The sequence below is a fragment of the Bacillus bruguierae genome (genome assembly GCF_037104725.1).
Taxonomy (GTDB): Bacteria; Bacillota; Bacilli; order Bacillales; family Bacillaceae_G; genus Bacillus_A; species Bacillus_A bruguierae.
On the sequence record NZ_JBAWSX010000023.1, the window covers coordinates 19,341 to 45,182 of the forward strand.

32 protein-coding genes and 1 other annotated feature are annotated in these 25,842 nt (G+C 40.6%); all 32 genes read left to right on the forward strand.

Annotated features, from left to right (window positions below):
• The first annotated feature begins 99 nt into the window (after positions 1-99).
• The 32 genes from rplA to secY all read left to right on the forward strand — a co-directional run bounded on the left by rplA (position 100) and on the right by secY (position 25,837).
• The gene (gene rplA, locus WAZ07_RS23830) at positions 100-792 is read left to right on the forward strand and encodes a 50S ribosomal protein L1 (protein WP_035433734.1); all 693 of its coding nucleotides are present in this window, start codon (positions 100-102) and stop codon (positions 790-792) included.
• Between the two features lie 49 nt (positions 793-841).
• Positions 842-983 (forward strand) — a sequence feature (ribosomal protein L10 leader region).
• A 40-nt stretch (positions 984-1,023) separates the two neighbouring features.
• The gene (rplJ, locus tag WAZ07_RS23835) at positions 1,024-1,524 is read left to right on the forward strand and encodes a 50S ribosomal protein L10 (protein WP_336474423.1); all 501 of its coding nucleotides are present in this window, start codon (positions 1,024-1,026) and stop codon (positions 1,522-1,524) included.
• A gap of 70 nt (positions 1,525-1,594) precedes the next feature.
• Positions 1,595-1,957, forward strand: coding sequence for a 50S ribosomal protein L7/L12 (gene rplL / locus WAZ07_RS23840; RefSeq protein WP_090918586.1), 363 nt, complete (start codon positions 1,595-1,597; stop codon positions 1,955-1,957).
• A gap of 75 nt (positions 1,958-2,032) precedes the next feature.
• On the forward strand, positions 2,033-2,632 hold the full coding sequence (locus WAZ07_RS23845; RefSeq protein WP_090918585.1) for a class I SAM-dependent methyltransferase: 600 nt from the start codon (positions 2,033-2,035) through the stop codon (positions 2,630-2,632).
• A gap of 289 nt (positions 2,633-2,921) precedes the next feature.
• Positions 2,922-6,452, forward strand: coding sequence for a DNA-directed RNA polymerase subunit beta (gene rpoB / locus WAZ07_RS23850; RefSeq protein ID WP_336474424.1), 3,531 nt, complete (start codon positions 2,922-2,924; stop codon positions 6,450-6,452).
• 37 nt (positions 6,453-6,489) lie between these two features.
• Complete coding sequence (gene rpoC, locus WAZ07_RS23855) at positions 6,490-10,101, forward strand: DNA-directed RNA polymerase subunit beta' (RefSeq protein WP_336474425.1); 3,612 nt, start codon at positions 6,490-6,492, stop codon at positions 10,099-10,101.
• Between the two features lie 352 nt (positions 10,102-10,453).
• Positions 10,454-10,876, forward strand: coding sequence for a 30S ribosomal protein S12 (gene rpsL, locus WAZ07_RS23860; protein ID WP_090918580.1), 423 nt, complete (start codon positions 10,454-10,456; stop codon positions 10,874-10,876).
• A 29-nt stretch (positions 10,877-10,905) separates the two neighbouring features.
• The gene (rpsG, locus tag WAZ07_RS23865; RefSeq protein ID WP_020062289.1) at positions 10,906-11,376 is read left to right on the forward strand and encodes a 30S ribosomal protein S7; all 471 of its coding nucleotides are present in this window, start codon (positions 10,906-10,908) and stop codon (positions 11,374-11,376) included.
• A gap of 208 nt (positions 11,377-11,584) precedes the next feature.
• On the forward strand, positions 11,585-13,663 hold the full coding sequence (gene fusA / locus WAZ07_RS23870; protein ID WP_336474426.1) for an elongation factor G: 2,079 nt from the start codon (positions 11,585-11,587) through the stop codon (positions 13,661-13,663).
• A gap of 118 nt (positions 13,664-13,781) precedes the next feature.
• Positions 13,782-14,969: an elongation factor Tu gene (gene tuf, locus WAZ07_RS23875; protein ID WP_090918574.1), complete on the forward strand. Its 1,188-nt coding sequence runs from the start codon at positions 13,782-13,784 to the stop codon at positions 14,967-14,969.
• A gap of 389 nt (positions 14,970-15,358) precedes the next feature.
• On the forward strand, positions 15,359-15,667 hold the full coding sequence (gene rpsJ, locus WAZ07_RS23880) for a 30S ribosomal protein S10 (protein ID WP_001040596.1): 309 nt from the start codon (positions 15,359-15,361) through the stop codon (positions 15,665-15,667).
• Between the two features lie 33 nt (positions 15,668-15,700).
• Positions 15,701-16,333, forward strand: coding sequence for a 50S ribosomal protein L3 (rplC, locus tag WAZ07_RS23885; RefSeq protein ID WP_336474427.1), 633 nt, complete (start codon positions 15,701-15,703; stop codon positions 16,331-16,333).
• Positions 16,334-16,359: 26 nt separating this feature from the next.
• On the forward strand, positions 16,360-16,983 hold the full coding sequence (gene rplD, locus WAZ07_RS23890) for a 50S ribosomal protein L4 (protein WP_336474428.1): 624 nt from the start codon (positions 16,360-16,362) through the stop codon (positions 16,981-16,983).
• Positions 16,983-17,273: a 50S ribosomal protein L23 gene (gene rplW / locus WAZ07_RS23895; RefSeq protein ID WP_020062294.1), complete on the forward strand. Its 291-nt coding sequence runs from the start codon at positions 16,983-16,985 to the stop codon at positions 17,271-17,273. The genes rplD and rplW overlap by 1 nt, the downstream gene beginning before the upstream one ends.
• 28 nt (positions 17,274-17,301) lie before the next feature.
• On the forward strand, positions 17,302-18,132 hold the full coding sequence (rplB, locus tag WAZ07_RS23900) for a 50S ribosomal protein L2 (RefSeq protein WP_090918568.1): 831 nt from the start codon (positions 17,302-17,304) through the stop codon (positions 18,130-18,132).
• A 60-nt stretch (positions 18,133-18,192) separates the two neighbouring features.
• Entirely contained in the window at positions 18,193-18,471 is a 279-nt protein-coding gene (gene rpsS, locus WAZ07_RS23905; RefSeq protein WP_090918566.1) for a 30S ribosomal protein S19, read from the forward strand.
• 17 nt (positions 18,472-18,488) lie between these two features.
• Entirely contained in the window at positions 18,489-18,830 is a 342-nt protein-coding gene (rplV, locus tag WAZ07_RS23910) for a 50S ribosomal protein L22 (protein ID WP_011983250.1), read from the forward strand.
• 3 nt (positions 18,831-18,833) lie between these two features.
• Positions 18,834-19,493 (forward strand): 30S ribosomal protein S3, encoded by a 660-nt coding sequence (rpsC, locus tag WAZ07_RS23915; protein ID WP_035433709.1) that lies wholly within the window; start codon positions 18,834-18,836, stop codon positions 19,491-19,493.
• Position 19,494: 1 nt separating this feature from the next.
• On the forward strand, positions 19,495-19,929 hold the full coding sequence (rplP, locus tag WAZ07_RS23920) for a 50S ribosomal protein L16 (protein ID WP_020062298.1): 435 nt from the start codon (positions 19,495-19,497) through the stop codon (positions 19,927-19,929).
• A complete protein-coding gene (rpmC, locus tag WAZ07_RS23925) occupies positions 19,919-20,119 on the forward strand; it encodes a 50S ribosomal protein L29 (protein WP_000855718.1) in 201 nt (66 codons plus the stop codon). The genes rplP and rpmC overlap by 11 nt, the downstream gene beginning before the upstream one ends.
• Before the next feature lie 20 nt (positions 20,120-20,139).
• Positions 20,140-20,403: a 30S ribosomal protein S17 gene (gene rpsQ, locus WAZ07_RS23930; RefSeq protein ID WP_011983253.1), complete on the forward strand. Its 264-nt coding sequence runs from the start codon at positions 20,140-20,142 to the stop codon at positions 20,401-20,403.
• Positions 20,404-20,446: 43 nt separating this feature from the next.
• Positions 20,447-20,815, forward strand: coding sequence for a 50S ribosomal protein L14 (gene rplN / locus WAZ07_RS23935; RefSeq protein ID WP_011983254.1), 369 nt, complete (start codon positions 20,447-20,449; stop codon positions 20,813-20,815).
• A gap of 38 nt (positions 20,816-20,853) precedes the next feature.
• On the forward strand, positions 20,854-21,165 hold the full coding sequence (gene rplX / locus WAZ07_RS23940; RefSeq protein ID WP_090918562.1) for a 50S ribosomal protein L24: 312 nt from the start codon (positions 20,854-20,856) through the stop codon (positions 21,163-21,165).
• Between the two features lie 26 nt (positions 21,166-21,191).
• Positions 21,192-21,731, forward strand: coding sequence for a 50S ribosomal protein L5 (gene rplE, locus WAZ07_RS23945; RefSeq protein WP_090918560.1), 540 nt, complete (start codon positions 21,192-21,194; stop codon positions 21,729-21,731).
• 33 nt (positions 21,732-21,764) lie between these two features.
• Complete coding sequence (rpsN, locus tag WAZ07_RS23950; protein WP_020062302.1) at positions 21,765-21,950, forward strand: 30S ribosomal protein S14; 186 nt, start codon at positions 21,765-21,767, stop codon at positions 21,948-21,950.
• 29 nt (positions 21,951-21,979) lie between these two features.
• The gene (gene rpsH, locus WAZ07_RS23955; RefSeq protein WP_090918559.1) at positions 21,980-22,378 is read left to right on the forward strand and encodes a 30S ribosomal protein S8; all 399 of its coding nucleotides are present in this window, start codon (positions 21,980-21,982) and stop codon (positions 22,376-22,378) included.
• A 31-nt stretch (positions 22,379-22,409) separates the two neighbouring features.
• Positions 22,410-22,949, forward strand: coding sequence for a 50S ribosomal protein L6 (rplF, locus tag WAZ07_RS23960; RefSeq protein ID WP_336474429.1), 540 nt, complete (start codon positions 22,410-22,412; stop codon positions 22,947-22,949).
• Between the two features lie 31 nt (positions 22,950-22,980).
• Positions 22,981-23,343 (forward strand): 50S ribosomal protein L18, encoded by a 363-nt coding sequence (gene rplR / locus WAZ07_RS23965; protein WP_336474430.1) that lies wholly within the window; start codon positions 22,981-22,983, stop codon positions 23,341-23,343.
• A gap of 21 nt (positions 23,344-23,364) precedes the next feature.
• Positions 23,365-23,865 (forward strand): 30S ribosomal protein S5, encoded by a 501-nt coding sequence (gene rpsE / locus WAZ07_RS23970; protein WP_090918555.1) that lies wholly within the window; start codon positions 23,365-23,367, stop codon positions 23,863-23,865.
• Positions 23,866-23,882: 17 nt separating this feature from the next.
• Entirely contained in the window at positions 23,883-24,065 is a 183-nt protein-coding gene (rpmD, locus tag WAZ07_RS23975) for a 50S ribosomal protein L30 (RefSeq protein ID WP_242224051.1), read from the forward strand.
• A gap of 33 nt (positions 24,066-24,098) precedes the next feature.
• Positions 24,099-24,539, forward strand: a complete 441-nt coding sequence (gene rplO / locus WAZ07_RS23980; protein ID WP_020062308.1) for a 50S ribosomal protein L15 — start codon at positions 24,099-24,101, stop codon at positions 24,537-24,539.
• Entirely contained in the window at positions 24,539-25,837 is a 1,299-nt protein-coding gene (secY, locus tag WAZ07_RS23985) for a preprotein translocase subunit SecY (RefSeq protein WP_090918553.1), read from the forward strand. Before rplO ends, secY begins: the two co-directional genes overlap by 1 nt.
• Positions 25,838-25,842 lie beyond the last annotated feature (5 nt).

Sequence of the window (25,842 nt, forward strand, 5' to 3'; positions counted from 1 at the left end):
TTTTAAATAAAAGGGTGGGCGCACATCCTCGGTTGTATCGAAAATAAGGCGTAAACGTGGGAGGTTATTCCGCTAAAACCACATTGAGGAGGAAATAAAATGGCTAAAAGAGGTAAAAAGTACGTAGAAGCTGCGAAGCTTGTTGATCGTGCGACTGCTTACTCTGCAACAGAGGCAGTAGAATTAGTAAAGAAAACAAACACAGCTAAATTTGATGCAAGTGTAGAAGCTGCATTCCGTTTAGGCGTTGATCCTAAGAAAGCTGACCAACAAATTCGTGGTGCAGTTGTTCTTCCACACGGTACTGGTAAAGTACAACGTGTATTAGTATTCGCTAAAGGCGAAAAATTAAAAGAAGCTGAAGCAGCTGGAGCTGACTTCGTAGGTGATGCAGATTACATCAACAAAATCCAACAAGGTTGGTTCGATTTTGATGTAGTAGTAGCAACTCCTGACATGATGGGTGAAGTTGGTAAACTTGGTCGTGTATTAGGACCTAAAGGTTTAATGCCAAACCCTAAAACTGGAACAGTTACTTTCGACGTAACAAAAGCAGTTAACGAAATCAAAGCTGGTAAAGTAGAATACCGCGTTGATAAAGCTGGTAACATCCATGTGCCAATCGGTAAAGTATCTTTCGAAGATGCGAAATTAGTTGAAAACTTAGAAACAGTTGCTGACGCGCTTCTAAAAGCTAAGCCAGCTGCTGCAAAAGGTACTTACATGAAGAACGTAACAGTTGCTTCTACAATGGGACCTGGCGTACGCGTTGACGTTTCAACTATTGCGTAAAAATTGGAAGTTGACTTCATGATGAAGTTTTAATATAATCATCTATGTTGTGAATTTTAATAGTGTACCGTAGACAGTAGGTGCCATCTTGGCTTAATATCCTACCGAGGTGTAAATATACGGAACGGAAATTTTCTGTGACTATATGCCTCCATGTCTATAACTGGGCACGGAGGCTTTTTAGTGCACTTTCGGTACATCTTCTATATAATCTACAGGAGGTGTAATAACATGACTAAAGCAATCGAAGCAAAACAACATGTTGTAACTGAAATCGCTGGTAAACTTAGCGAAAGTAAATCAACAATCGTTGTTGACTACCGTGGTTTAACAGTTTCTGAAGTAACAGAATTACGTAAAACATTACGTGAAGCTGGCGTTGAGTTCAAAGTTTACAAAAACTCTTTAACTCGTCGTGCTGCAGAAGTTGCTGAACTAACTGAGTTAAATGAATTCCTAACAGGACCAAACGCTATCGCGTTCAGTAACGAAGATGTAGTTGCTCCTGCGAAAGTATTAAACGACTTTGCGAAAAATCACGAAGCTTTAGAAATTAAAGCTGGTGTAATCGAAGGTAAACTTGTAACTGTTGATGAGGTTAAAGCTATCGCTACTCTTCCATCACGTGAAGGCTTACTTTCTATGCTTCTTAGCGTTCTTCAAGCTCCAATCCGCAACCTTGCACTTGCTGCAAAAGCTGTTGCTGATCAAAAAGAAGAGCAAGGCGCTTAATTTTTTAAAAGATAATTACGTGTTATCGATCAAACAATATGAACTTATTTAATAAGGGAGGATATTTACAATGACTAAAGAACAAATCATTGAAGCAGTTAAAAATATGACTGTATTAGAACTTAACGACTTAGTAAAAGCTATCGAGGAAGAATTCGGCGTAACTGCTGCTGCTCCTGTAGCTGTTATGGGTGGCGCTGCTGGTGAAGCTGCTGCTGAGAAAACTGAATTTGATGTAGTACTTGCTGATGCAGGCGCTCAAAAAATCAAAGTTATCAAAGTTGTTCGTGAAATCACTGGTCTTGGATTAAAAGAAGCTAAAGAAGTAGCTGACAACACTCCAAAAGCAGTTAAAGAAGGCGTTTCTAAAGAAGAAGCTGAAGAAATCAAAGCTAAACTTGAAGAAGTTGGCGCTGCTGTAGAAGTTAAGTAATTAACTTTTGAAGCTTAAAAAAAGCTCGCTCTCATGCGAGCTTTTTTTTTAACTGTAAAGAAAAGAGGTGGCCATATGGCAGACCATTATTTTTCTAATGATCCTTCTAGCAAAAGTGATCGTAAACGTTGGGAATATACGCTTAGAGGATCTCAATTTGTTTTCTTATCTGACCACGGAGTATTTTCAAAAAATGAAGTGGATTTTGGTTCTCGTCTTTTAATTGAAACGTTTCAAATGTCAGATGTTCAAGGTGATGTGTTGGATGTCGGGTGTGGGTATGGTCCAATTGGTTTATCTTTAGCGAAAGAGTTTCAAGGGCGCGTAGTTCATATGGTGGATGTAAACGAAAGGGCGCTTGGGCTTGCAAAAGAAAACGCTGCTAATAACCGAATTGGAAATGTCCAAATCTATCAAAGTAGTGTATATGAAAATGTGAGTGGAGAATATGCTGCTATTTTATCAAATCCGCCAATTCGTGCTGGAAAACAAGTTGTGCATGAAATTTTAGAAGAAGCGGTGAATCATCTTGTGCCGGGCGGCGAGCTTTGGATTGTAATTCAGAAAAAGCAAGGTGCGCCATCTGCGATGAAAAAATTAGAAGAAGTGTTCGATGTTGTGGAAGTCGTAGAAAAGAAAAAAGGCTATTATATCATAAAATCAAAAAAACGTTGACGGTTATTTTGGGTTGTGTTAACATTATAAAATGCCAATATATGATTTTCTGCGTTGAGAACAATGTATATTTTTGCTTCTCTTGGAAAAGATAGTAAAATCAGCAGATTATGAAACAGAATGATGGTTTTCTTATAGAAGCCATTTTTCTTTTTTGAGCAGTTAGAAACACTCAACGTATCTATCTTTTTAGAGGAAAAAGGCTACGTAATTTGCGTTAGTCGTATTTAGTTGTGATTTTGCACATTTTTGTGCATTTATAATACTCTTGATTTGAGGGGTGAAGCAGTTGACAGGTCAACTAGTTCAATACGGACGACACCGCCAACGAAGAAGTTATGCCCGTATTAGTGAGGTATTAGAATTACCAAATCTTATCGAAATTCAAACCTCTTCTTATCAGTGGTTTCTTGATGAGGGTTTGCGAGAAATGTTCCAAGACATTTCTCCGATTGAAGACTTTACGGGAAATCTATCGCTTGAGTTTATCGACTACAGTCTAGGTGAAACGAAATATTCTGTAGAAGAGTGTAAAGAGCGTGATGTGACGTATGCAGCACCACTTCGTGTAAAAGTGCGTCTAATCAATAAAGAAACTGGTGAAGTAAAAGAGCAAGATGTGTTCATGGGGGATTTCCCGCTCATGACAGAGACAGGAACATTTGTAATTAACGGTGCAGAACGCGTTATTGTTTCTCAGTTAGTTCGTTCACCAAGTGTATACTACAGCGGAAAAGTGGACAAAAACGGAAAACGCGGATTTACTGCTACTGTAATTCCAAACCGCGGAGCTTGGTTGGAGTATGAAACAGATGCTAAGGATGTTGTTTATGTGCGTATCGATCGTACGCGTAAATTACCTGTAACTGTTTTGTTACGCGCATTAGGGTTTGGCTCTGATCAAGAAATCACCGAATTGATAGGTGATAACGAATACTTAAGCAATACGCTAGAAAAAGATAACACGGATAGCACAGAAAAAGCGCTGCTCGAAATTTATGAGCGTCTACGTCCAGGTGAGCCACCAACAGTAGAAAATGCAAAGAGTTTGCTTGTTTCTCGCTTCTTTGATCCAAAACGTTATGATCTAGCAAATGTAGGTCGCTACAAAATTAATAAGAAATTACACATTAAAAACAGATTGTTTAACCAACGTTTGGCTGAAACTTTAGTGGATCCTGAAACAGGTGAAATTTTAGCAACAGAAGGAACAATCCTAGATCGTCGTACATTAGATCGTATTTTACCTTATTTAGAAAAGAACATTGGTTTTAAAACAGTGAAACCAATGGGCGGAGTGGTAGAAGGTAATGTTGAATTACAATCTATTAAGATTTATGCTCCGGATGCAGATGGAGAGCGTTCTATCAATATTATTGGTAATGCGAATATCGATCGCGATGTAAAACATATTACACCAGGCGATATTATTGCATCTATTAGCTATTTCTTTAATCTTCTATATAAAGTAGGAGACACAGACGATATTGACCATTTAGGAAACCGTCGCCTACGTTCTGTAGGGGAATTGTTACAAAACCAATTCCGTATCGGTCTTTCTCGTATGGAACGTGTTGTTCGTGAGAGAATGTCAATTCAAGATACAAATGCAATTACACCGCAAGCGTTAATTAACATTCGTCCGGTTATTGCATCTATTAAAGAGTTCTTCGGTAGCTCTCAGTTATCTCAGTTTATGGATCAAACAAACCCATTAGCAGAGTTAACACATAAACGAAGACTATCTGCATTAGGACCTGGTGGTTTAACGCGTGAGCGCGCAGGCTTTGAAGTGCGTGACGTTCACTACTCTCACTATGGTCGTATGTGTCCAATTGAAACGCCAGAGGGACCAAACATCGGTTTGATTAACTCTTTATCTTCATTTGCGAAAGTAAATGAGTTTGGTTTCATTGAAACACCATATCGCCGCGTGGATCCAGAAACTGGCCGTGTAACAACACGTGTAGATTATTTAACAGCTGATGAACAAGATAATTATGTTGTTGCCCAAGCAAACGCACGTTTATCTGAAGATGGAGATTTCCTTGACGAAGACGTTGTAGCTCGTTTCCGAGATGAGAACGTTGTAGTAAAACGTGAACGTATCGACTATATGGATATCTCTCCAAAACAGGTTGTGTCTGCTGCGACAGCTTGTATTCCGTTCTTAGAAAACGATGACTCGAACCGTGCGCTAATGGGTGCGAACATGCAACGTCAAGCGGTTCCACTTATGAACCCAGAATCTCCAATTGTAGGTACTGGTATGGAGTACGTATCGGCGAAAGATTCAGGTGCTGCAGTAATTTGTAAACACCCTGGTATTGTTGAACGTGTAGAAGCTCGCGAAGTTTGGGTACGCCGTTATATCGAAGTAGACGGTCAGCAAGTAAAAGGTGACTTAGATCGCTACAAAATGTTGAAATTCATCCGTTCTAACCAAGGAACTTGTTACAACCAACGTCCAATCGTAAGTGTTGGCGATGAAGTTGTAAAAGGGGAGATTCTTGCAGACGGTCCTTCTATGGAAAAAGGTGAACTTGCACTTGGTCGTAACGTGCTTGTTGGCTTTATGACATGGGATGGTTATAACTACGAGGATGCGATCATTATGAGTGAGCGCCTTGTAAAAGATGATGTGTACACTTCAATTCATATTGAAGAATATGAGTCTGAAGCTCGTGATACGAAGCTAGGACCAGAAGAAATTACACGAGACATTCCAAACGTAGGGGAAGATGCGCTTCGCAACCTTGATGAGCGCGGTATCATCCGCATCGGTGCAGAAGTAAAAGACGGAGACTTGCTTGTTGGTAAAGTAACGCCAAAAGGTGTAACGGAGTTAACAGCAGAAGAACGCCTATTACATGCAATCTTTGGTGAGAAAGCTCGTGAAGTACGTGATACATCACTACGTGTACCACACGGTGGTGGCGGTATTATCTTAGACGTAAAAGTATTTAACCGTGAAGATGGCGATGAATTGCCACCAGGTGTAAATCAACTTGTACGTGCATATATCGTTCAAAAACGTAAAATTTCTGAAGGTGACAAGATGGCCGGCCGTCACGGTAACAAAGGTGTTATCTCCCGTATTTTACCGGAAGAAGATATGCCTTACTTACCAGATGGTACACCAATCGATATCATGTTAAACCCATTAGGGGTACCATCTCGTATGAATATCGGTCAGGTGTTAGAGCTTCATCTAGGTATGGCAGCAAGATATCTTGGTATCCACGTTGCAACACCAGTATTCGATGGTGCTCGTGAGGAAGATGTATGGGGAACAATTGAAGAAGCTGGTATGGCGCGTGATGCGAAGACAATTTTATACGATGGCCGTACTGGTGAACCGTTCGACAACCGTGTATCTGTTGGTGTCATGTACATGATTAAACTTGCACACATGGTTGACGATAAACTTCATGCTCGTTCTACTGGACCATACTCACTTGTAACGCAGCAACCTCTTGGAGGTAAAGCGCAGTTCGGTGGACAGCGTTTCGGTGAGATGGAGGTTTGGGCACTTGAAGCTTACGGTGCTGCATATACTCTTCAAGAAATCTTAACAGTTAAGTCGGATGATGTTGTTGGGCGTGTGAAAACGTACGAATCGATTGTAAAAGGCGAAAACGTTCCAGAACCAGGTGTTCCTGAATCATTCAAAGTATTGATTAAGGAATTACAAAGTTTAGGTATGGATGTTAAGATGATGTCTAGCGACGATACTGAAATTGAAATGCGTGATACTGATGACGATGATCATCAATCTGCAGATAAATTAAATGTCGAAGTTGAGGCAACGAAGGAATAATTGGGATAACCTGTAGATTAAAAGGGAGGTAGGCCCCTTGATAGATGTAAACAACTTTGAATATATGAAGATTGGACTTGCATCACCAGACAAAATTCGCTCTTGGTCATATGGGGAAGTAAAAAAACCCGAAACGATTAACTATCGTACATTGAAACCAGAGAAAGACGGTTTGTTCTGTGAGCGTATTTTCGGTCCAACAAAAGACTGGGAATGTCATTGTGGTAAATATAAACGTGTCCGTTATAAAGGTGTAGTTTGTGATCGATGCGGCGTTGAAGTAACGCGTGCGAAAGTTCGTCGTGAACGTATGGGTCATATTGAATTAGCTGCTCCTGTATCTCATATTTGGTATTTCAAAGGTATCCCAAGCCGCATGGGACTTGTCTTAGACATGTCCCCTCGCGCGCTTGAAGAAGTAATTTATTTCGCTTCTTATGTAGTAACAGAAAGTGGAGATACACCACTTGATAAGAAGCAACTTCTTTCGGAGAAAGAATACCGTGCGTATCGCGATAGATACGGAAACTCTTTCCAAGCTTCCATGGGCGCAGAAGCAATTAAGAAGTTATTACAAGATATCGATTTAGATAAAGAAGTAGACTTCTTAAAAGAAGAGTTAAAAACAGCGCAAGGACAACGTCGTACGCGCGCTATTAAACGTCTAGAAGTATTAGAAGCATTCCGTAACTCTGGAAACGAACCATCTTGGATGATTCTAGATGTTCTTCCAGTTATCCCACCAGAACTTCGCCCGATGGTACAGTTAGATGGTGGACGTTTTGCAACTTCTGACTTAAACGACCTATATCGTCGTGTAATTAACCGTAACAATCGTTTAAAACGTTTATTAGACTTAGGTGCACCAAGCATTATTGTCCAAAACGAAAAGCGTATGTTACAAGAAGCAGTAGATGCTTTAATTGATAACGGTCGTCGTGGTCGTCCAGTTACTGGACCTGGTAACCGTCCGTTAAAATCTCTTTCCCATATGTTAAAAGGTAAGCAAGGACGCTTCCGTCAAAACTTATTAGGTAAACGTGTTGACTACTCTGGTCGTTCCGTTATCGTTGTAGGACCGAACCTGAAAATGTACCAATGCGGTCTGCCAAAAGAAATGGCGCTGGAACTGTTCAAACCTTTCGTTATGAAAGAGTTAGTAGGAAAAGGTTTAGCGCACAACATTAAGAGTGCTAAACGTAAAATTGAACGAGTACAACCTGAAGTTTGGGATGTTTTAGAGTCTGTAATTAAAGAACACCCTGTACTTTTAAACCGTGCTCCAACGCTTCACCGTCTTGGTATTCAAGCGTTTGAACCTACATTGGTAGAAGGTCGTGCAATTCGTCTGCATCCACTTGTATGTACTGCATACAACGCGGACTTTGACGGTGACCAAATGGCGGTTCACGTTCCGTTATCATCAGAAGCACAGGCAGAAGCTCGTCTTCTTATGTTAGCTGCACAAAACATTTTGAACCCGAAAGATGGAAAACCAGTTGTTACACCGTCTCAGGATATGGTATTAGGTAACTACTACTTAACGCTTGAGCGCGCGGGTGCAATTGGTGAAGGTATGATTTTCAAAGATACGAACGAAGCATTACTTGCATACCAAAACGGATATGTACACTTGCATACTCGTGTTGCTGTTGCAGCAAGCTCTGTAAATAACGAAACGTTTACAGAAGAGCAAAACAGCAAGCTGTTGTTAACAACAGTTGGTAAGTTAATATTCAATGAAATCTTACCGAAATCATTCCCTTACATTAATGAACCAACAAAAACAAACTTGGAGAAAGAAACTCCAGTGGAATACTTTGTTGAAAAAGGTTCTAACGTAAGAGAAATTATTGCTAGTCGCGAAGAAGTGGCGCCATTTAGCAAGAAAATTCTTGGTAATATCATTGCGGAAGTATTTAAACGTTTCAAGATTACAGAAACGTCTCGCATGCTTGATCGTATGAAAAACCTAGGATTTAAATATTCTACAAAAGCTGGTATTACAGTTGGGGTAGCGGATATCCTTGTATTAGGTGAAAAAGAAGAAATCTTGCGTGAAGCGCAAGCAAAAGTAGATACAGTAATTAAACAATTCCGTCGTGGTTTAATCACGGAAGAAGAACGTTATGATCGCGTTATCTCTATTTGGAGTAATGCAAAAGACGTTATCCAAGGAAAACTGATGAAAACTCTAGATAAGCGCAACCCGATCTTCATGATGAGTGATTCTGGTGCCCGTGGTAACGCATCGAACTTTACTCAGCTTGCTGGTATGCGTGGTTTGATGGCCAACCCATCTGGACGTATCATCGAACTTCCAATCAAATCAAGTTTCCGTGAAGGTTTAACGGTACTTGAGTACTTCATCTCTACGCATGGTGCGCGTAAAGGTCTTGCCGATACAGCACTTAAAACTGCCGATTCTGGTTACTTAACACGTCGTCTTGTTGACGTTGCACAAGATGTTATCGTTCGTGAAGATGACTGTGGAACAGATCGTGGTTTATTAATTGGCGCAATTAAAGAAGGAAACGAAATTATCGAATCCTTATACGATCGTCTTGTAGGACGTTTCGCAAGAAAAACTCTGAAACATCCAGAAACAGGCGAAGTGTTAGTTCGTGAAAATGAATTAATTACAGAAGATATCGCTCATATCATCGAAAAATCAGGCGTTGAACAATTGTACATCCGCTCTGCATTTACATGTAACACACGCCACGGCGTATGTAAGAAGTGTTATGGTCGTAACTTAGCTACTGGTACAGACGTAGAAGTAGGAGAAGCGGTAGGTATTATCGCAGCTCAATCTATCGGTGAGCCAGGTACACAGTTAACGATGCGTACATTCCATACAGGTGGGGTTGCTGGAGACGATATCACACAAGGTTTACCGCGTATTCAAGAGATTTTCGAAGCGCGTAATCCGAAAGGGCAAGCGGTTATCAGTGAGATTGATGGTGTTGTTGCAGCGATTAACGATGTGAAAGATCGCCAAGAAGTTGTTGTACAAGGTGATGTAGAAGCTCGTACGTATGCAATTCCTTATGGCGCTCGTTTAAAAGTAGCTCCAGGACACCGCATCGAACACGGTAAAGAACTTACTGAAGGTTCTATCGATCCGAAAGAATTACTGAAAGTAACAGATATTACGGCAGTTCAAGAATACTTGCTTCGTGAGGTACAAAAAGTATACCGTATGCAAGGGGTAGAAATTGGTGATAAGCACGTTGAAGTAATGGTTCGCCAAATGCTTCGTAAAGTTCGTGTAATCGATGCTGGTGAAACAGACGTATTACCAGGAACATTACTTGATATCCATCAATTTACAGATGCAAATGCGAAAGTGTTGCTTCAAGGCAAGCAACCAGCAACGGCGCGTCCAATCCTTCTTGGTATTACGAAGGCTTCACTTGAAACAGATTCGTTCTTATCTGCAGCATCATTCCAGGAAACAACTCGTGTGTTAACTGATGCGGCAATTAAAGGTAAGCGTGACGAACTTCTTGGTCTGAAAGAAAATGTTATTATCGGTAAGCTTGTTCCAGCTGGTACAGGTATGAATCGTTACCGTAAAGTCGATCTTGTGAAAACAGCACAAGAAGAAATAAATGTAGAAAATGACGAGGTTTACGTAGAAAACTAAAATTTTCCGTCGTAAATTTTGCATAAAAAAAATAATCCTAGTTGACATTATGCGATGCAAAATGTTAATATAAGCAAGGTTGCTCCTTAATAAACGTTGAATGTAATTCAACACGGTATAGTTAGAACGTTGTCGTAGCTTTTAGCAATGCAACATAACATACTTTTTCAAAACTGGATCTTAACATGAAAATGAGTGAGATCAAGTAGGAGCTTCAGTGATAGGAATAACAAGTTAAAACTGTTTTTGTGAGGAGAGAGCATTTGCTCTCCCTTGCAAAAACTTTGTTTTCAACTAATAATGAACCACCTGGATATGTGGTCATACAAACGTGCGAAGGGAGGATAAATTAATGCCTACTATTAACCAATTAGTGAGAAATGGACGTACTGATAAAGTATGGAAATCTAAATCACCTGCGTTAAACAAAGGTTTCAACTCTTTAAAGAAAAAAGCAACTGATATCTCTGCACCTCAAAAACGTGGTGTATGTACTCGTGTTGGTACAATGACTCCGAAGAAACCGAACTCAGCGTTACGTAAATACGCTCGTGTACGTTTAACAAATGGTATCGAGGTTACTGCTTACATCCCAGGTATCGGTCATAACCTACAAGAACACAGCGTAGTATTAATTCGCGGTGGTCGTGTAAAAGACTTACCAGGGGTACGTTACCACATCGTTCGTGGTGCGCTTGACACAGCTGGTGTTGACAAACGTATGCAAGGACGTTCTAAATATGGTACTAAGAGACCAAAACCTGCTAAGAAATAATAAAACTGAACTGAAAGGAGGAACTCAATATGCCTCGTAAAGGACCTGTTGCGAAACGTGACGTGTTACCAGATCCAATGTACAATTCTAAACTTGTAACACGCCTAATCAACAAAATGATGGTTGACGGTAAAAAAGGTAAATCTCAAACAATTCTTTATAATGCGTTCGATATCGTTCGCGAACGTACTGGTAACGAACCAATGGAAGTATTCGAGCAAGCTCTTAAGAACATCATGCCTGTTCTTGAAGTACGCGCTCGTCGTGTTGGTGGTGCTAACTACCAAGTTCCAGTTGAGGTTCGTCCAGAACGCCGTACAACTTTAGGTCTTCGCTGGTTAGTAAACTACGCTCGTCTTCGTGGTGAAAAAACTATGGAAGAGCGTTTAGCTTACGAAATCTTAGATGCAGCTAACAACGCTGGTGCATCTGTTAAGAAACGTGAAGACACTCACAAAATGGCAGAAGCTAACAAAGCATTTGCTCATTACCGTTGGTAGGATTCAACGAAAAATAACTATAAGCATAAACCGCTTTATTTGTCGCTTATGGAAGTGTGGAGAGGGAGAATTCCTCTCCCTTTCAATGGGCGCTCGTTTTACATAATGAGGGTACTAGACATACTGACATATGTAACAAAATAAAGTGGCTTTTTTGCTACTTAAAATAAAAAAATCCAATCCATATTAGGAAGGAGAAAGACACCAAATGACAAGAGAGTTCTCCTTAGAAAACACTCGTAATATTGGTATCATGGCTCACATCGATGCTGGTAAAACAACAGCAACTGAGCGTATCCTGTACTACACAGGCCGCATTCACAAAATCGGTGAAACTCACGAAGGTGCATCTCAGATGGACTGGATGGAGCAAGAGCAAGAGCGTGGTATCACAATTACTTCTGCGGCAACTACAGCTCAATGGAAAGGTCATCGTGTAAACATCATTGACACTCCAGGACACGTAGATTTCACTGTAGAAGTAGAACGTTCTTTACGCGTACTTGATGGTGCGGTAGCAGTACTTGACGCGCAATCTGGTGTAGAACCACAAACAGAAACTGTTTGGCGCCAAGCTACTACTTACGGTGTACCACGTATCGTGTTCGTTAACAAAATGGACAAGATCGGTGCAGACTTCTTATACTCTGTAGGAACAATTCATGACCGTTTACAAGCAAACGCACATCCAATTCAGTTACCAATCGGTGCTGAGGATCAGTTTACAGGAATTATCGACCTAGTAGAAGAGTGTGCATACATGTATGCAAACGACTTAGGAACAGATATTCAACGTATTGAAATTCCTGCAGAACATAAAGAATTAGCTGATGAATACCGCGGAAAACTTATCGAAGCGGTAGCAGAGCTTGATGAAGAAATGATGATGAAGTACCTAGAAGGTGAAGAAATCACTGTAGAAGAGCTTAAAGCTGGTATCCGTAAGGCTACAACTTCTGTAGAATTCTTCCCAGTAATCTGTGGTTCTGCATTCAAAAATAAAGGTGTTCAAATTCTGTTAGATGCAGTTATCGACTACCTACCATCTCCATTAGACGTACCAGCTATTAAAGGTACTCTTCCGGACACAGATGAAGAAGTAGAACGTCATTCTAGCGATGAAGAGCCTTTCGCAGCATTAGCATTCAAAATCATGACTGACCCTTATGTTGGTAAGTTAACATTCTTCCGTGTGTACTCTGGTGTGTTAAACTCTGGATCATACGTGAAAAACTCAACTAAAGGTAAGCGTGAGCGTGTAGGTCGTATCCTACAAATGCACGCAAACAGCCGTGAAGAGATTTCAACAGTTTACGCTGGTGACATCGCTGCTGCTGTTGGTTTAAAAGATACTACAACTGGTGATACTCTTTGTGACGAGAAGAGCCTTGTTATCCTTGAGTCTATGGAATTCCCAGAGCCAGTTATCTCTGTAGCTATCGAACCAAAATCTAAAGCTGACCAAGATAAAATGGGTACAGCATTATCTAAGCTTTCTGAAGAAGATCCAACATTCCGTGCTCACACTGACCAAGAAACTGGCCAAACAATCATCGCTGGTATGGGTGAACTTCACCTTGATATCATCGTTGACCGTATGCGCCGTGAATTCAAAGTGGAAGCAAACGTTGGTGCTCCTCAGGTAGCATACCGTGAGACTTTCCGCGCTGCTGCGAAAGTTGAAGGTAAGTTCGCTCGTCAATCTGGTGGTCGTGGACAATTCGGTCACGTTTGGATTGAGTTTGAACCTAACGAAGAAGGTAAAGGATTCGAGTTCCAAAACAAGATCGTTGGTGGTGTAGTTCCACGTGAATACATCCCAGCTGTAGGAGCAGGTCTTGAAGATGCACTTAAAAATGGTGTACTAGCTGGTTATCCTCTAGTAGACATTAAAGCTGCATTAGTTGACGGATCTTACCATGATGTTGACTCCTCTGAGATGGCGTTCAAAATCGCTGCATCTATGGCTCTTAAAGCTGCGGTTTCTAAATGTAACCCAGTAATTCTTGAACCAATGATGAAAGTTGAAGTTGTAATTCCTGAAGAGTACATGGGAGATATCATGGGTGACGTAACTTCTCGCCGTGGACGCGTAGAAGGTATGGAAGCTCGTGGTAACGCGCAAGTTGTTCGTGCTATGGTTCCACTTTCTGAAATGTTCGGTTATGCAACGGCATTACGTTCTAACACGCAAGGACGCGGAACATTCTCAATGACATTTGATCATTATGAAGAAGTACCGAAGTCTATTTCAGAAGAAATTGTTAAAAAAAATAAAGGTGAATAATTGATTTTTATCGATTGTTCAAGTATAACTACTTATGTAAGCTTAGAAAGCGGGGCTTAGGTCCCTTACTTTCTAGTCTAAATATAAAATAATCTATATAAACAAGGAGGAATTTAGAATGGGAAAAGCTAAATTCGAACGTTCTAAACCACATGTTAACATTGGTACAATCGGCCACGTTGACCATGGTAAAACTACATTAACTGCTGCTATCACTACAGTTCTTGCAAAAGCTGGTGGTGCTGAAGCGAAAGGTTACGACCAAATCGATGCTGCTCCAGAAGAAAGAGAGCGCGGTATCACAATCTCAACTGCGCACGTTGAGTACGAAACTGAAACTCGTCACTATGCACACGTTGACTGCCCAGGTCACGCTGACTATGTTAAAAACATGATCACTGGTGCTGCTCAAATGGACGGCGGTATCTTAGTAGTATCTGCTGCTGATGGCCCAATGCCTCAAACTCGTGAGCACATCCTTCTTTCTCGTCAAGTAGGTGTTCCTTACATCGTTGTATTCTTAAACAAATGCGACATGGTTGACGACGAAGAGCTACTAGAATTAGTAGAAATGGAAGTTCGCGATCTATTATCTGAATACGACTTCCCAGGCGATGATATCCCTGTAATTAAAGGTTCTGCTCTTAAAGCTCTTCAAGGAGATGCTGAGTGGGAAGCAAAAATCATCGAATTAATGAACGAAGTTGACGCTTACATCCCAACTCCAGAACGTGACACTGAAAAAGCATTCTTAATGCCTGTTGAGGACGTGTTCTCTATCACAGGTCGTGGTACAGTTGCTACAGGTCGCGTAGAGCGTGGTATCGTTAAAGTTGGTGACGTAGTAGAAATCATCGGCTTCACTGAAGAAAACAAATCTACAACTGTAACTGGTGTAGAAATGTTCCGTAAGCTTCTTGACCAAGCACAAGCTGGAGACAATATCGGTGCACTACTTCGTGGTGTAGCTCGTGAAGAAATCCAACGTGGACAAGTTCTTGCTAAAACTGGCTCTGTAAAAGCTCACGCTAAATTCAAAGCTGAAGTTTTCGTATTATCTAAAGAAGAAGGTGGACGTCACACTCCATTCTTCGCTAACTACCGTCCGCAATTCTATTTCCGTACAACTGACGTAACTGGTATCATCCAATTACCAGAAGGTACTGAAATGGTAATGCCTGGTGACAACATCGAAATGACTATCGAACTTATCGCTCCAATCGCTATCGAAGAGGGAACTAAGTTCTCTATTCGTGAAGGTGGACGTACAGTAGGTTACGGTGTAGTTGCAACTATCGTTGAGTAATCTTAACTGATATATGAAACCCAAGGGATTTTCCCTTGGGTTTTTTATTTATAATAGATAAAACCTATTTTTTAAGTTTTGACGAGTTTCTTCTATAATATATAAATCGTAAAACCTTGCGACCAAAAACTGTTAAAGTAATTACGACAGATGAAAACTTGAAATTCATTAAAGTACCATGTATAATAGCAAAAGTACAGTAAATGATGATGTGCACAAATAAAGTGTTGCATCTAGACTAGAAACGTTGTATAATAAACAATGTTGGTCTTTGACTGCGATGAAGTGGAAGGTTGCTGACACACCCGGCCGCTTTGCCATGGCGAGTGTGTGGAAATTTCCATGGAGAATGTCTATTTTTAAAATAGGCGAACGAAGGAGGGAAAATAATGGCAAAAGAAAAAATTCGTATTCGTTTAAAAGCTTATGATCACCGTATTCTTGATCAGTCAGCTGAGAAAATTGTAGAAACAGCTAAGCGTTCTGGGGCGACAGTTTCTGGTCCGATCCCATTACCAACTGAAAAAACTGTTTACACGATTCTTCGTGCGGTTCATAAATACAAAGATTCTCGTGAGCAATTTGAAATGCGCACGCACAAACGTCTAATCGACATCGTGAGCCCTACTCCGCAAACAGTAGACTCTTTAATGCGTTTAGACCTACCATCTGGTGTAGATATCGAAATCAAACTATAATTTATATAAGTTAAAATGTAGGAGGTGTAACTCATGACCAAAGGAATCTTAGGAAAAAAGATCGGTATGACTCAAGTATTTGCTGAAAATGGCGAGCTAATTCCTGTAACTGTTATCGAAGCGACTCCAAACGTGATCCTTCAAAAGAAAACTGTTGAAACTGATGGCTACAACGCAATTCAGTTAGGTTTTGATAACAAACGCGAAAAATTAGCTAACAAACCTGAACAAGGTCACGTTGCTAAAGCAACTACTGCTCCTAAGCGCTTCATTCGCGAACTTCGCGATGCAGACGTTGAAGGACAAGAAGTTGGTCAAGAGGTAAAAGTAGAAGTTTTCACTGCAGGTGAAATTGTAGACGTAACAGGTATTTCTAAAGGTAAAGGTTTCCAAGGTGTTATTAAACGCCACGGACAATCTCGCGGACCTATGTCTCACGGTTCTCGTTACCACCGTCGTCCTGGTTCAATGGGCCCTGTTGCTCCGAACCGTGTATTCAAAGGCAAAAAACTTGCTGGACGTATGGGCGGAGACCAAGTTACTATTCAAAACTTAGAAATCGTTCAAGTTGATGTTGAACGTAATTTACTATTAGTAAAAGGCAATGTTCCTGGCGCTAAGAAATCTCTTGTAGTTGTTCGTAGTGCTGTTAAGGCTAGCAAATAATTTTCTATAAGAAAGGAGGAACCCCAATGCCAAAAGTAAAGTTATTTAACCAAACTGGTTCTGAAGTTGGTGAAATCCAATTAGCTGAAACTATTTTCGGTATCGAACCAAACCAAGCTGTACTTTTTGAAGCTGTAACGATGCAACGTGCATCTTTACGTCAAGGTACACACAAAGTAAAAACTCGCTCTGAAGTACGCGGTGGAGGTCGCAAACCATGGCGTCAAAAAGGAACTGGACGTGCTCGTCAAGGTTCTATCCGTTCTCCTCAATGGCGTGGTGGTGGTACGGTATTCGGACCTACACCAAGAAGCTATGCTTACAAACTACCTAAAAAAGTTCGTCGCTTAGCTATCAAATCTGCATTAGCTACTAAAGTAGTTGAGAACAACATCGTAGTTCTTGAGGATTTAGTATTAAATGCACCAAAAACAAAAGACATGGTAGCAGTTCTTAAAGGATTAGCTGTTGAGAAGAAAGCTCTTATCGTAACTGCTGATGCAAACGAAGCTGTTGAGTTATCTGCTCGCAACATCCCTGGAGTAACAGTAATCACTGCTGATGGCGTGAACGTATTAGACGTTCTTCATCATGATAAGCTAATCATGACAAAAGCGGCAGTGGAAAAAGTAGAGGAGGTGCTTGCATAATGAAAGATCCTCGTGATATCATTAAGCGCCCAGTTATCACTGAACGTTCTATGGAAATGATGGCTGAAAAAAAATACACGTTCGATGTGGACGTTAAAGCTAATAAAACGGAAGTTAAGGATGCTGTGGAAGCGATCTTTGGTGTTGAAGTTGATAAAGTAAATATCATGAACTACAAACCAAAAGCAAAACGTGTTGGTCGTCACGCTGGTTTTACTAACCGTCGTCGTAAAGCAATCGTTAAGCTTACTGCTGACAGCAAAGAAATCGAGATCTTCCAAGGAGTTTAATCCTTACTAAAGAAGGAGGGAAAATCAGATGGCAATCAAAAAGTATAATCCGACTACTAACGGTCGTCGTAACATGACTACGAACGATTTCGCTGAAATCACGACTGATAGACCGGAAAAATCATTACTTGCGCCTTTAAGCAAAAAGGCTGGACGTAATAACCAAGGTAAAATTACTGTACGTCACCAAGGTGGCGGACACAAACGTCAATACCGTATCATCGACTTTAAACGTAACAAAGATGGAATTCCAGGACGCGTTGCTACGATCGAATACGATCCAAACCGCTCTGCGAATATCGCATTAATTAACTACGTTGACGGTGAAAAACGTTACATCCTTGCTCCTAAAAACTTAGAAGTAGGTATGGAAATCATGTCTGGCCCAGAAGCGGACATTAAAATCGGTAATGCATTACCATTAATCAACATTCCAGTAGGTACAGTTGTTCATAACATCGAGCTTAAACCAGGTCGTGGTGGACAATTAGTTCGTTCTGCTGGTACATCTGCTCAAGTACTTGGTAAAGAAGGTAAATACGTACTTGTACGTTTAACTTCTGGTGAAGTACGCTTAGTGTTATCTGCTTGTCGCGCTACAGTAGGTCAAGTAGGTAATGAGCACCATGAACTTATTAAAATTGGTAAAGCAGGTCGCTCTCGCTGGTTAGGTAAGCGCCCAACTGTTCGTGGTTCTGTAATGAACCCAGTTGATCACCCACACGGTGGTGGTGAAGGTCGCTCACCAATCGGACGTAAGTCTCCAATGTCTCCATGGGGTAAACCAACTCTTGGATTCAAGACTCGTAAGAAAAATAAAGCGTCTGACAAATTCATCGTTCGTCGTCGTAAAAAATAATGGGGTTGTAGTACGGTTCATTTCTAGAACCGTACGGCAATCACGAAGGGAGGCACCAAAATGGCTCGTAGCTTGAAAAAAGGACCATTTGTCGATGATCATTTAATGAACAAAATGACAAAGTTAAATGAAACTGAGCAAAAGCAAGTTGTAAAAACTTGGTCTCGTCGTTCAACGATCTTCCCACAGTTTATTGGTCATACAATCGCTGTATATGATGGTCGTAAACACGTTCCTGTATACGTAACTGAAGATATGGTAGGCCACAAGTTAGGTGAGTTCGCACCAACTCGTACGTACAAAGGTCATGATGCTGACGATAAGAAAACTAGAAGATAATGAGAGGAGGCACTTCAATGCAAGCTAAAGCAGTAGCGAGAACAGTTCGTATTGCTCCTCGTAAAGTTCGTTTAGTAGTAGACTTAATCCGAGGTAAGCAAGTGGGTGAAGCGATTGCTATCCTTAACCACACACCAAAAACTGCTTCTCCAGTTGTAGAAAAAGTTTTGAAATCTGCAATTGCAAATGCAGAACATAACTACGAAATGGATGTAAACAACTTAGTTGTTGAGAAAGTTTTCGTTGACGAAGGTCCAACGTTAAAACGTTTCCGTCCACGTGCAATGGGTCGTGCAAGCCAAATTAACAAACGCACAAGCCACATTACAGTTGTGGTATCAGAAAAGAAGGAGGGATAATCGATGGGTCAAAAGGTTCATCCAGTTGGTCTTCGCGTCGGTATTATCCGCGATTGGGAATCTCGTTGGTACGCTGAAAAAGACTACGCTACGTTCTTACATGAAGACATCAAAATTCGTGAATACATTAACGTTCGCTTAAAAGATTCTGCTGTTTCTAAAGTAGAAATTGAGCGTGCGGCAAATCGTGTTAATGTTACAATTCACACGGCAAAACCTGGTATGGTAATTGGTAAAGGTGGTACAGAAGTTGAAGCACTTCGTAAAGCTCTTAACCAATTAACAGGTAAACGTGTACACATCAACATTTTAGAAGTTAAGAGAGCTGATCTTGACGCTAAATTAGTGGGCGAAAACATCGCTCGTCAATTAGAAAACCGTGTATCTTTCCGTCGTGCACAAAAGCAAGCAATTCAACGTGCTATGCGTGCAGGAGCTAAAGGTATTAAAACACAGGTTTCTGGTCGTCTTGGCGGAGCTGATATCGCTCGTGCAGAATCTTACAGTGAAGGAACTGTTCCACTTCATACACTTCGCGCTGATATTGACTATGCAACAGCTGAAGCTGATACAACGTACGGTAAATTAGGTGTAAAAGTATGGATCTACCGTGGAGAAGTCCTTCCTACAAAAAAGAAAGCTTCTGAGGAAGGAGGAAAATAATATGTTAATGCCTAAACGCGTAAAATATCGTAGAGAGCATCGTGGTAAAATGCGTGGTCGCGCAAAAGGTGGCGCTGAAGTACATTTTGGTGAGTTTGGTTTACAATCTCAAGAAGCATCTTGGATTACAAACCGTCAAATCGAAGCAGCTCGTCGTGCAATGACTCGTTATATGAAACGTGGCGGTAAAGTCTGGATTAAAATTTTCCCTTCTAAACCTTACACTGCTAAGCCTCTAGAAGTACGTATGGGTTCCGGTAAAGGGGCTCCTGAAGGTTGGGTAGCAGTTGTAAAACCTGGAAAGGTTATGTTTGAAATTGCGGGCGTATCTGAAGAGGTAGCACGTGAAGCATTACGTCTTGCAGCTCACAAATTACCAGTGAAATGTAAATTCGTAAAACGTGAAGAAAATGGTGGTGAATCTAATGAAAACTAATGATATTCGTGAATTAACCACTGCTGAAATCGAAACAAAAGTTAAAGCATTAAAGGAAGAGTTGTTTAACCTTCGCTTCCAACTTGCTACAGGCCAATTAGAGAATCCAACACGCATCCGTGAAGTGCGTAAAGCGATTGCTCGTATGAAAACTGTAGTTCGTGAAAGAGAGATCGGAATTAATCGATAAATTGAGGGGAGGTTTGCAAAGTGAGCGAACGTAACCAACGCAAAGTTTACACTGGTCGTGTTGTTTCTGACAAAATGGACAAAACGATTACAGTTTTAGTTGAAACTTACAAAACTCATTCCTTATATGGAAAACGCGTTAAGTATTCTAAGAAATACAAAGCGCATGATGAGCAAAACCAAGCAAAAGTTGGCGATATCGTAAAAATCATGGAAACTCGCCCGCTTTCTGCTACTAAGCGTTTCCGTTTAGTTGAAATCGTTGAAGAAGCGGTTATTATCTAAATAGACGAATCGGAATTTTAAGTCCGAAGGGAGGTTTCATAACATGATCCAACAAGAATCTCGTTTGAAAGTAGCTGACAACTCTGGCGCACGTGAACTTTTAACAATCAAAGTATTAGGCGGCTCTGGTCGTAAATACGCAAACATCGGTGATATTATCGTTGCTACGGTAAAACAAGCAACACCAGGTGGCGTTGTTAAAAAAGGTGACGTTGTTAAAGCAGTAGTAGTACGTACGAAGAGCGGTGCTCGTCGTCCAGACGGTTCTTACATTCGTTTTGATGAAAACGCAGCGGTTATCATTAAAGACGATAAGAGCCCACGTGGTACTCGTATCTTCGGACCAGTAGCTCGTGAATTACGTGATAGCAACTTCATGAAGATCGTTTCTTTAGCTCCAGAAGTTCTATAATTTAAGGTATTGCCTTGCTAAGGAGGTGCAGAAGTAAGATGCATGTAAAAAAAGGTGATAAAGTACAGGTAATCAGTGGTAAAGACAAAGGAAAACAAGGTGTTATCCTTGCAGCTTTCCCAAAAGAAAACCGTGTTATCGTTGAGGGTGTTAACATCGTTAAGAAGCACTCTAAGCCATCTCAATTAAATCCACAAGGTGGAATTATCACGAAAGAAGCACCTATCCACGTATCTAATGTTATGCCATTAGATCCTAAAACAGGTGTACCTACTCGCGTAGGTTACAAAGTGGAAGATGGTAAAAAAGTTCGTGTTGCAAAAAAATCTGGTGAATTATTAGATAAATAAGTTCTATATGAAAGGAGGTCCCTTCATTGAATCGCCTTAAAGATAAATTCCAAAAAGAAATTACTCCTGCTCTTATGAGCAAGTTTAACTATAAATCTGTTATGGAAGTACCGAAAATCGAAAAGATCGTAATCAACACTGGTGTTGGTGACGCGGTATCCAATTCTAAAGCATTAGATAGTGCTGTAGAAGAATTAACACAAATCGCAGGTCAAAAGCCTGTTGTAACTCGCGCTAAAAAATCTATCGCAGGTTTCCGTCTTCGTGAGGGTATGCCTATCGGTGCAAAGGTTACTTTACGCGGCGAGCAAATGTATGAGTTCTTCGACAAATTAGTATCAGTTTCTTTACCACGTGTACGTGATTTCCGTGGTGTTTCTAAGAAATCTTTCGATGGTCGTGGTAACTACACATTAGGTGTTAAAGAGCAATTAATTTTCCCTGAGATTGATTATGATAAAGTGAGCAAAGTTCGTGGTATGGACATCGTAATCGTTACTACAGCGAAAACTGATGAAGAAGCTCGTGAACTTTTAACACAATTCGGTATGCCATTCCAAAAATAATGGAAGCCAACGCTAAGTAGAGGAGGCGAAAACGTGGCTAAAAAATCTATGATTGCGAAACAAAAGCGTACTCCTAAGTTTAAAGTACAAGACTATACACGTTGCGAGCGCTGCGGTCGTCCGCATTCTGTATACCGCAAATTTAAACTTTGCCGTATTTGTTTCCGTGAACTTGCATATAAAGGTCAAATTCCTGGTGTTAAAAAAGCTAGTTGGTAAAACCCACAAATGGGAAGGAGGTAAAACACATGGTGATGACAGATCCAATTGCAGATATGCTTACTCGCATCCGTAATGCGAACATGGTACGTCATGATAAATTAGAAGTTCCTGCTTCTAAAATCAAAAAAGAAATCGCTGAAATCTTAAAACGTGAAGGTTTCATCCGTGATGTGGAATACATCGAGGATAACAAACAAGGCATCCTTCGTATTTTCCTAAAATACGGTGTTAACAATGAGCGTGTAATCACTGGATTAAAGCGTATTAGTAAGCCTGGCTTACGCGTTTATGCAAAAGCTGATGAAGTACCACGTGTACTTAACGGATTAGGTATTGCACTTGTTTCTACATCTAAGGGCGTAATGACGGACAAAGATGCTCGTCAATTACAAACTGGTGGAGAAGTAGTAGCATACGTTTGGTAATATATATTTAAACGAACGGAGGTGTGACCACATGTCTCGTATTGGTAAAAAGATTCTTGAAATCCCTGCAGGTGTTACAGTTACAGTAGCAGAAGATAATACGGTAACTGTAAAAGGACCTAAAGGTGAATTAACTCGTACTTTCAATGCTGATATGGTTATCAAAATTGAAGAAAATATCTTAACAGTAGAACGTCCTACTGAACAGAAGGAACACCGTGCATTACACGGAACAACTCGTGCTCTTCTTGGAAACATGGTTGAAGGTGTAACAACAGGTTTCGCTCGCGGACTTGAATTAATCGGTGTTGGTTACCGTGCACAAAAACAAGGTGACAAACTTGTATTAAACGTAGGTTATTCTCACCCAGTTGAGATGACTCCAGAAGCTGGTCTTGAAGTTGAAGTTCCTGCTCCTACAAAGATCGTAATTAAAGGTATCGACAAGCAACGTGTTGGCGAATTCGCTGCTAACGTTCGCGCTGTACGTGCTCCAGAGCCATATAAAGGCAAAGGTATTCGTTACGAAGGCGAAGTTGTACGTCGTAAAGAAGGTAAAACTGCTAAGTAAACCCGTTAGGTGAAAGAAAGGAGTGACAAGAATGATCACTAAACCTGATAAAAATGTGGTTCGTAAGAAAAGACATGCACGTGTACGTGCAAAGCTTGCTGGTACTGCTGAGCGTCCACGTTTAAACGTGTTCCGTTCTAATCAACACATTTACGCTCAAGTAATTGATGATGTAAACGGTGTAACATTAGCAAGCGCGTCTACTCTTGATAAAGAACTTACTCTTAACGGTACAAGCAACATCGAAGCTGCTACTAAAGTTGGCGAAATCGTTGCTAAACGTGCTGTAGAGAAAGGCGTTAAAGAAGTAGTATTTGATCGCGGCGGTTACTTATACCATGGTCGTGTTAAAGCTTTAGCTGAAGCTGCTCGTGAGGCTGGCTTACAATTTTAATGGTCAAAGGAGGGAAAATAGATGCGTCGCATTGACCCAAGTAAATTTGAACTTGAAGAACGTGTAGTTACGATAAACCGTGTTGCGAAGGTTGTTAAGGGTGGTCGTCGTTTCCGCTTCGCTGCACTGGTTGTAGTTGGTGATAAAAACGGTCATGTTGGATTCGGTACTGGTAAAGCGCAAGAGGTACCAGATGCAATCCGCAAGGCTATTGAAGATGCTAAGAAAAACTTAATCGAAGTACCATTAGTTGGTACAACAATTCCACACCAAATTATCGGTAACTTTGGAGCAGGTGAAGTATTCTTAAAACCTGCTGCAGAAGGTACTGGAGTTATCGCTGGTGGTCCAGTTCGTGCGGTTCTTGAATTAGCTGGTGTACAAGATATTCTTTCTAAATCTCTTGGTTCTAACACACCAATTAACATGATCCGTGCTACTGTGAACGGATTAAAAGATCTTAAGCGTGCTGAAGATGTAGCAAAATTACGCGGTAAATCTGTAGAAGAGCTACTAGGTTAAGAAGGAGGGAAAACATAATGGCGAAAAAGTTAGAAATTACCCTCACTCGTAGTGTAATTGGTCGTCCGCAAGATCAACGTGCGACTGTAGAAGCTTTAGGTCTTAAAAAGTTGAATTCAACTGTAGTTAAGGAAGAAACTCCTGCTATTCGCGGTATGATCAACAAAGTTTCTCACCTTATAACTGTAAAAGAAGCTTAATCATAACTCATCAATATAAGGAGGTGCCTGGGAATGAAACTTCATGAATTACAACCTGCAGAAGGTTCTCGTAAAGTTCGTAATCGTGTAGGTCGTGGTATCGGTTCTGGTAATGGTAAAACTGCTGGAAAAGGTCATAAAGGACAAAACGCACGTTCTGGTGGCGGTGTTCGTCTTGGTTTTGAAGGCGGTCAAACTCCATTATTCCGTCGTTTACCAAAACGCGGCTTCACAAACATCAACCGTAAAGAATTTGCTATCGTTAACTTAACAACGTTAAATCGTTTTGAAGACGGTACAGAAGTAACACCTGAATTATTGCTTGAGACTGGCGTTATCAGCAAATTAAACGACGGTGTTAAAATTCTTGCAAACGGTGCTGTAGAGAAAAAGCTTACTGTTAAAGCTCATAAATTCTCTTCAAGTGCAAAAGAAGCTATTGAAGCAGCTGGCGGAACAGTTGAGGTGATCTAATGTTTCGCACAATCTCCAACTTTATGCGCGTTGCTGAGATAAGAAATAAAATATTATTCACTTTAGCGATGTTAATCGTGTTTCGAATTGGCACGTTCATCCCAGTGCCTCATACAAATGCAGATGTACTGAGAGCGCAAGACCAGTTGAATGTATTGGGCATTCTGAATACATTTGGCGGCGGAGCCTTAAAAAACTTTTCCATCTTTGCGATGGGAATCATGCCGTACATTACAGCATCCATCATCGTGCAATTATTGCAGATGGATGTTGTTCCTAAATTTACGGAGTGGTCAAAACAAGGTGAAATGGGTCGTCGTAAACTAGCTCAGTTTACCCGCTACTTTACAATTGTTCTTGCTTTTATTCAAGCAATTGGTATGTCAATCGGTTTTAACGGTATGGCAGGTGGACAATTAATTTTGGATCCTAGCTGGTCAACTTATTTATATATTGCAACGGTACTAACTGCCGGAACTGCATTTTTAATGTGGTTAGGTGAGTTAATTACAGCAAAGGGAGTAGGAAATGGTATTTCTATCATCATCTTTGCAGGTATTACCGCAGCGATCCCAAATACTATAAATCAAGTGTATGCACAGCAGTTCCAAGATGCTGGAGATCAATTGTTCATCCGTATCGTAAAAGTTGGTTTAATTTTGTTAGCTGTGTTAGCAGTTATTGTTGGTGTTATTTACATTCAGCAAGCTGTTAGAAAAATCCCGATTCAATATGCGAAGCGCGTAACTGGAAACGGTGGTTATACTGGAGCACAAAACACTCATTTACCACTTAAGGTAAATAGTGCCGGTGTTATTCCAGTAATTTTTGCTGTTTCATTCTTGATTACGCCTCCGACTATTGCACAGTTTTTCCCGAAACATGAAATATCGCAGTGGATTATTAAAAACTTTAACTATTCTCATCCAGTGGGTATGATCGTATATGTTGCACTAATTATTGCCTTTGCATATTTCTATGCATTTGTTCAAGTAAATCCTGAACAGATGGCTGAAAACTTAAATAAACAAGGTGGATATGTTCCTGGTATTCGTCCGGGTAAGAATACAGAACAGTATCTAACAAAGATCTTGTATCGTTTGACCTTTGTAGGTGCAATTTTCTTAGCAGCGATTGCAATCCTGCCTGTTTTATTTATTAAATTTGCAAACCTGCCACAATCTGCACAGATAGGTGGAACAAGTTTACTAATTGTTGTCGGTGTTGCTTTAGAAACAATGAAGCAGCTCGAAAGTCAATTAGTAAAACGCCATTACAAAGGGTTTATCAAACAGTGAGTAAG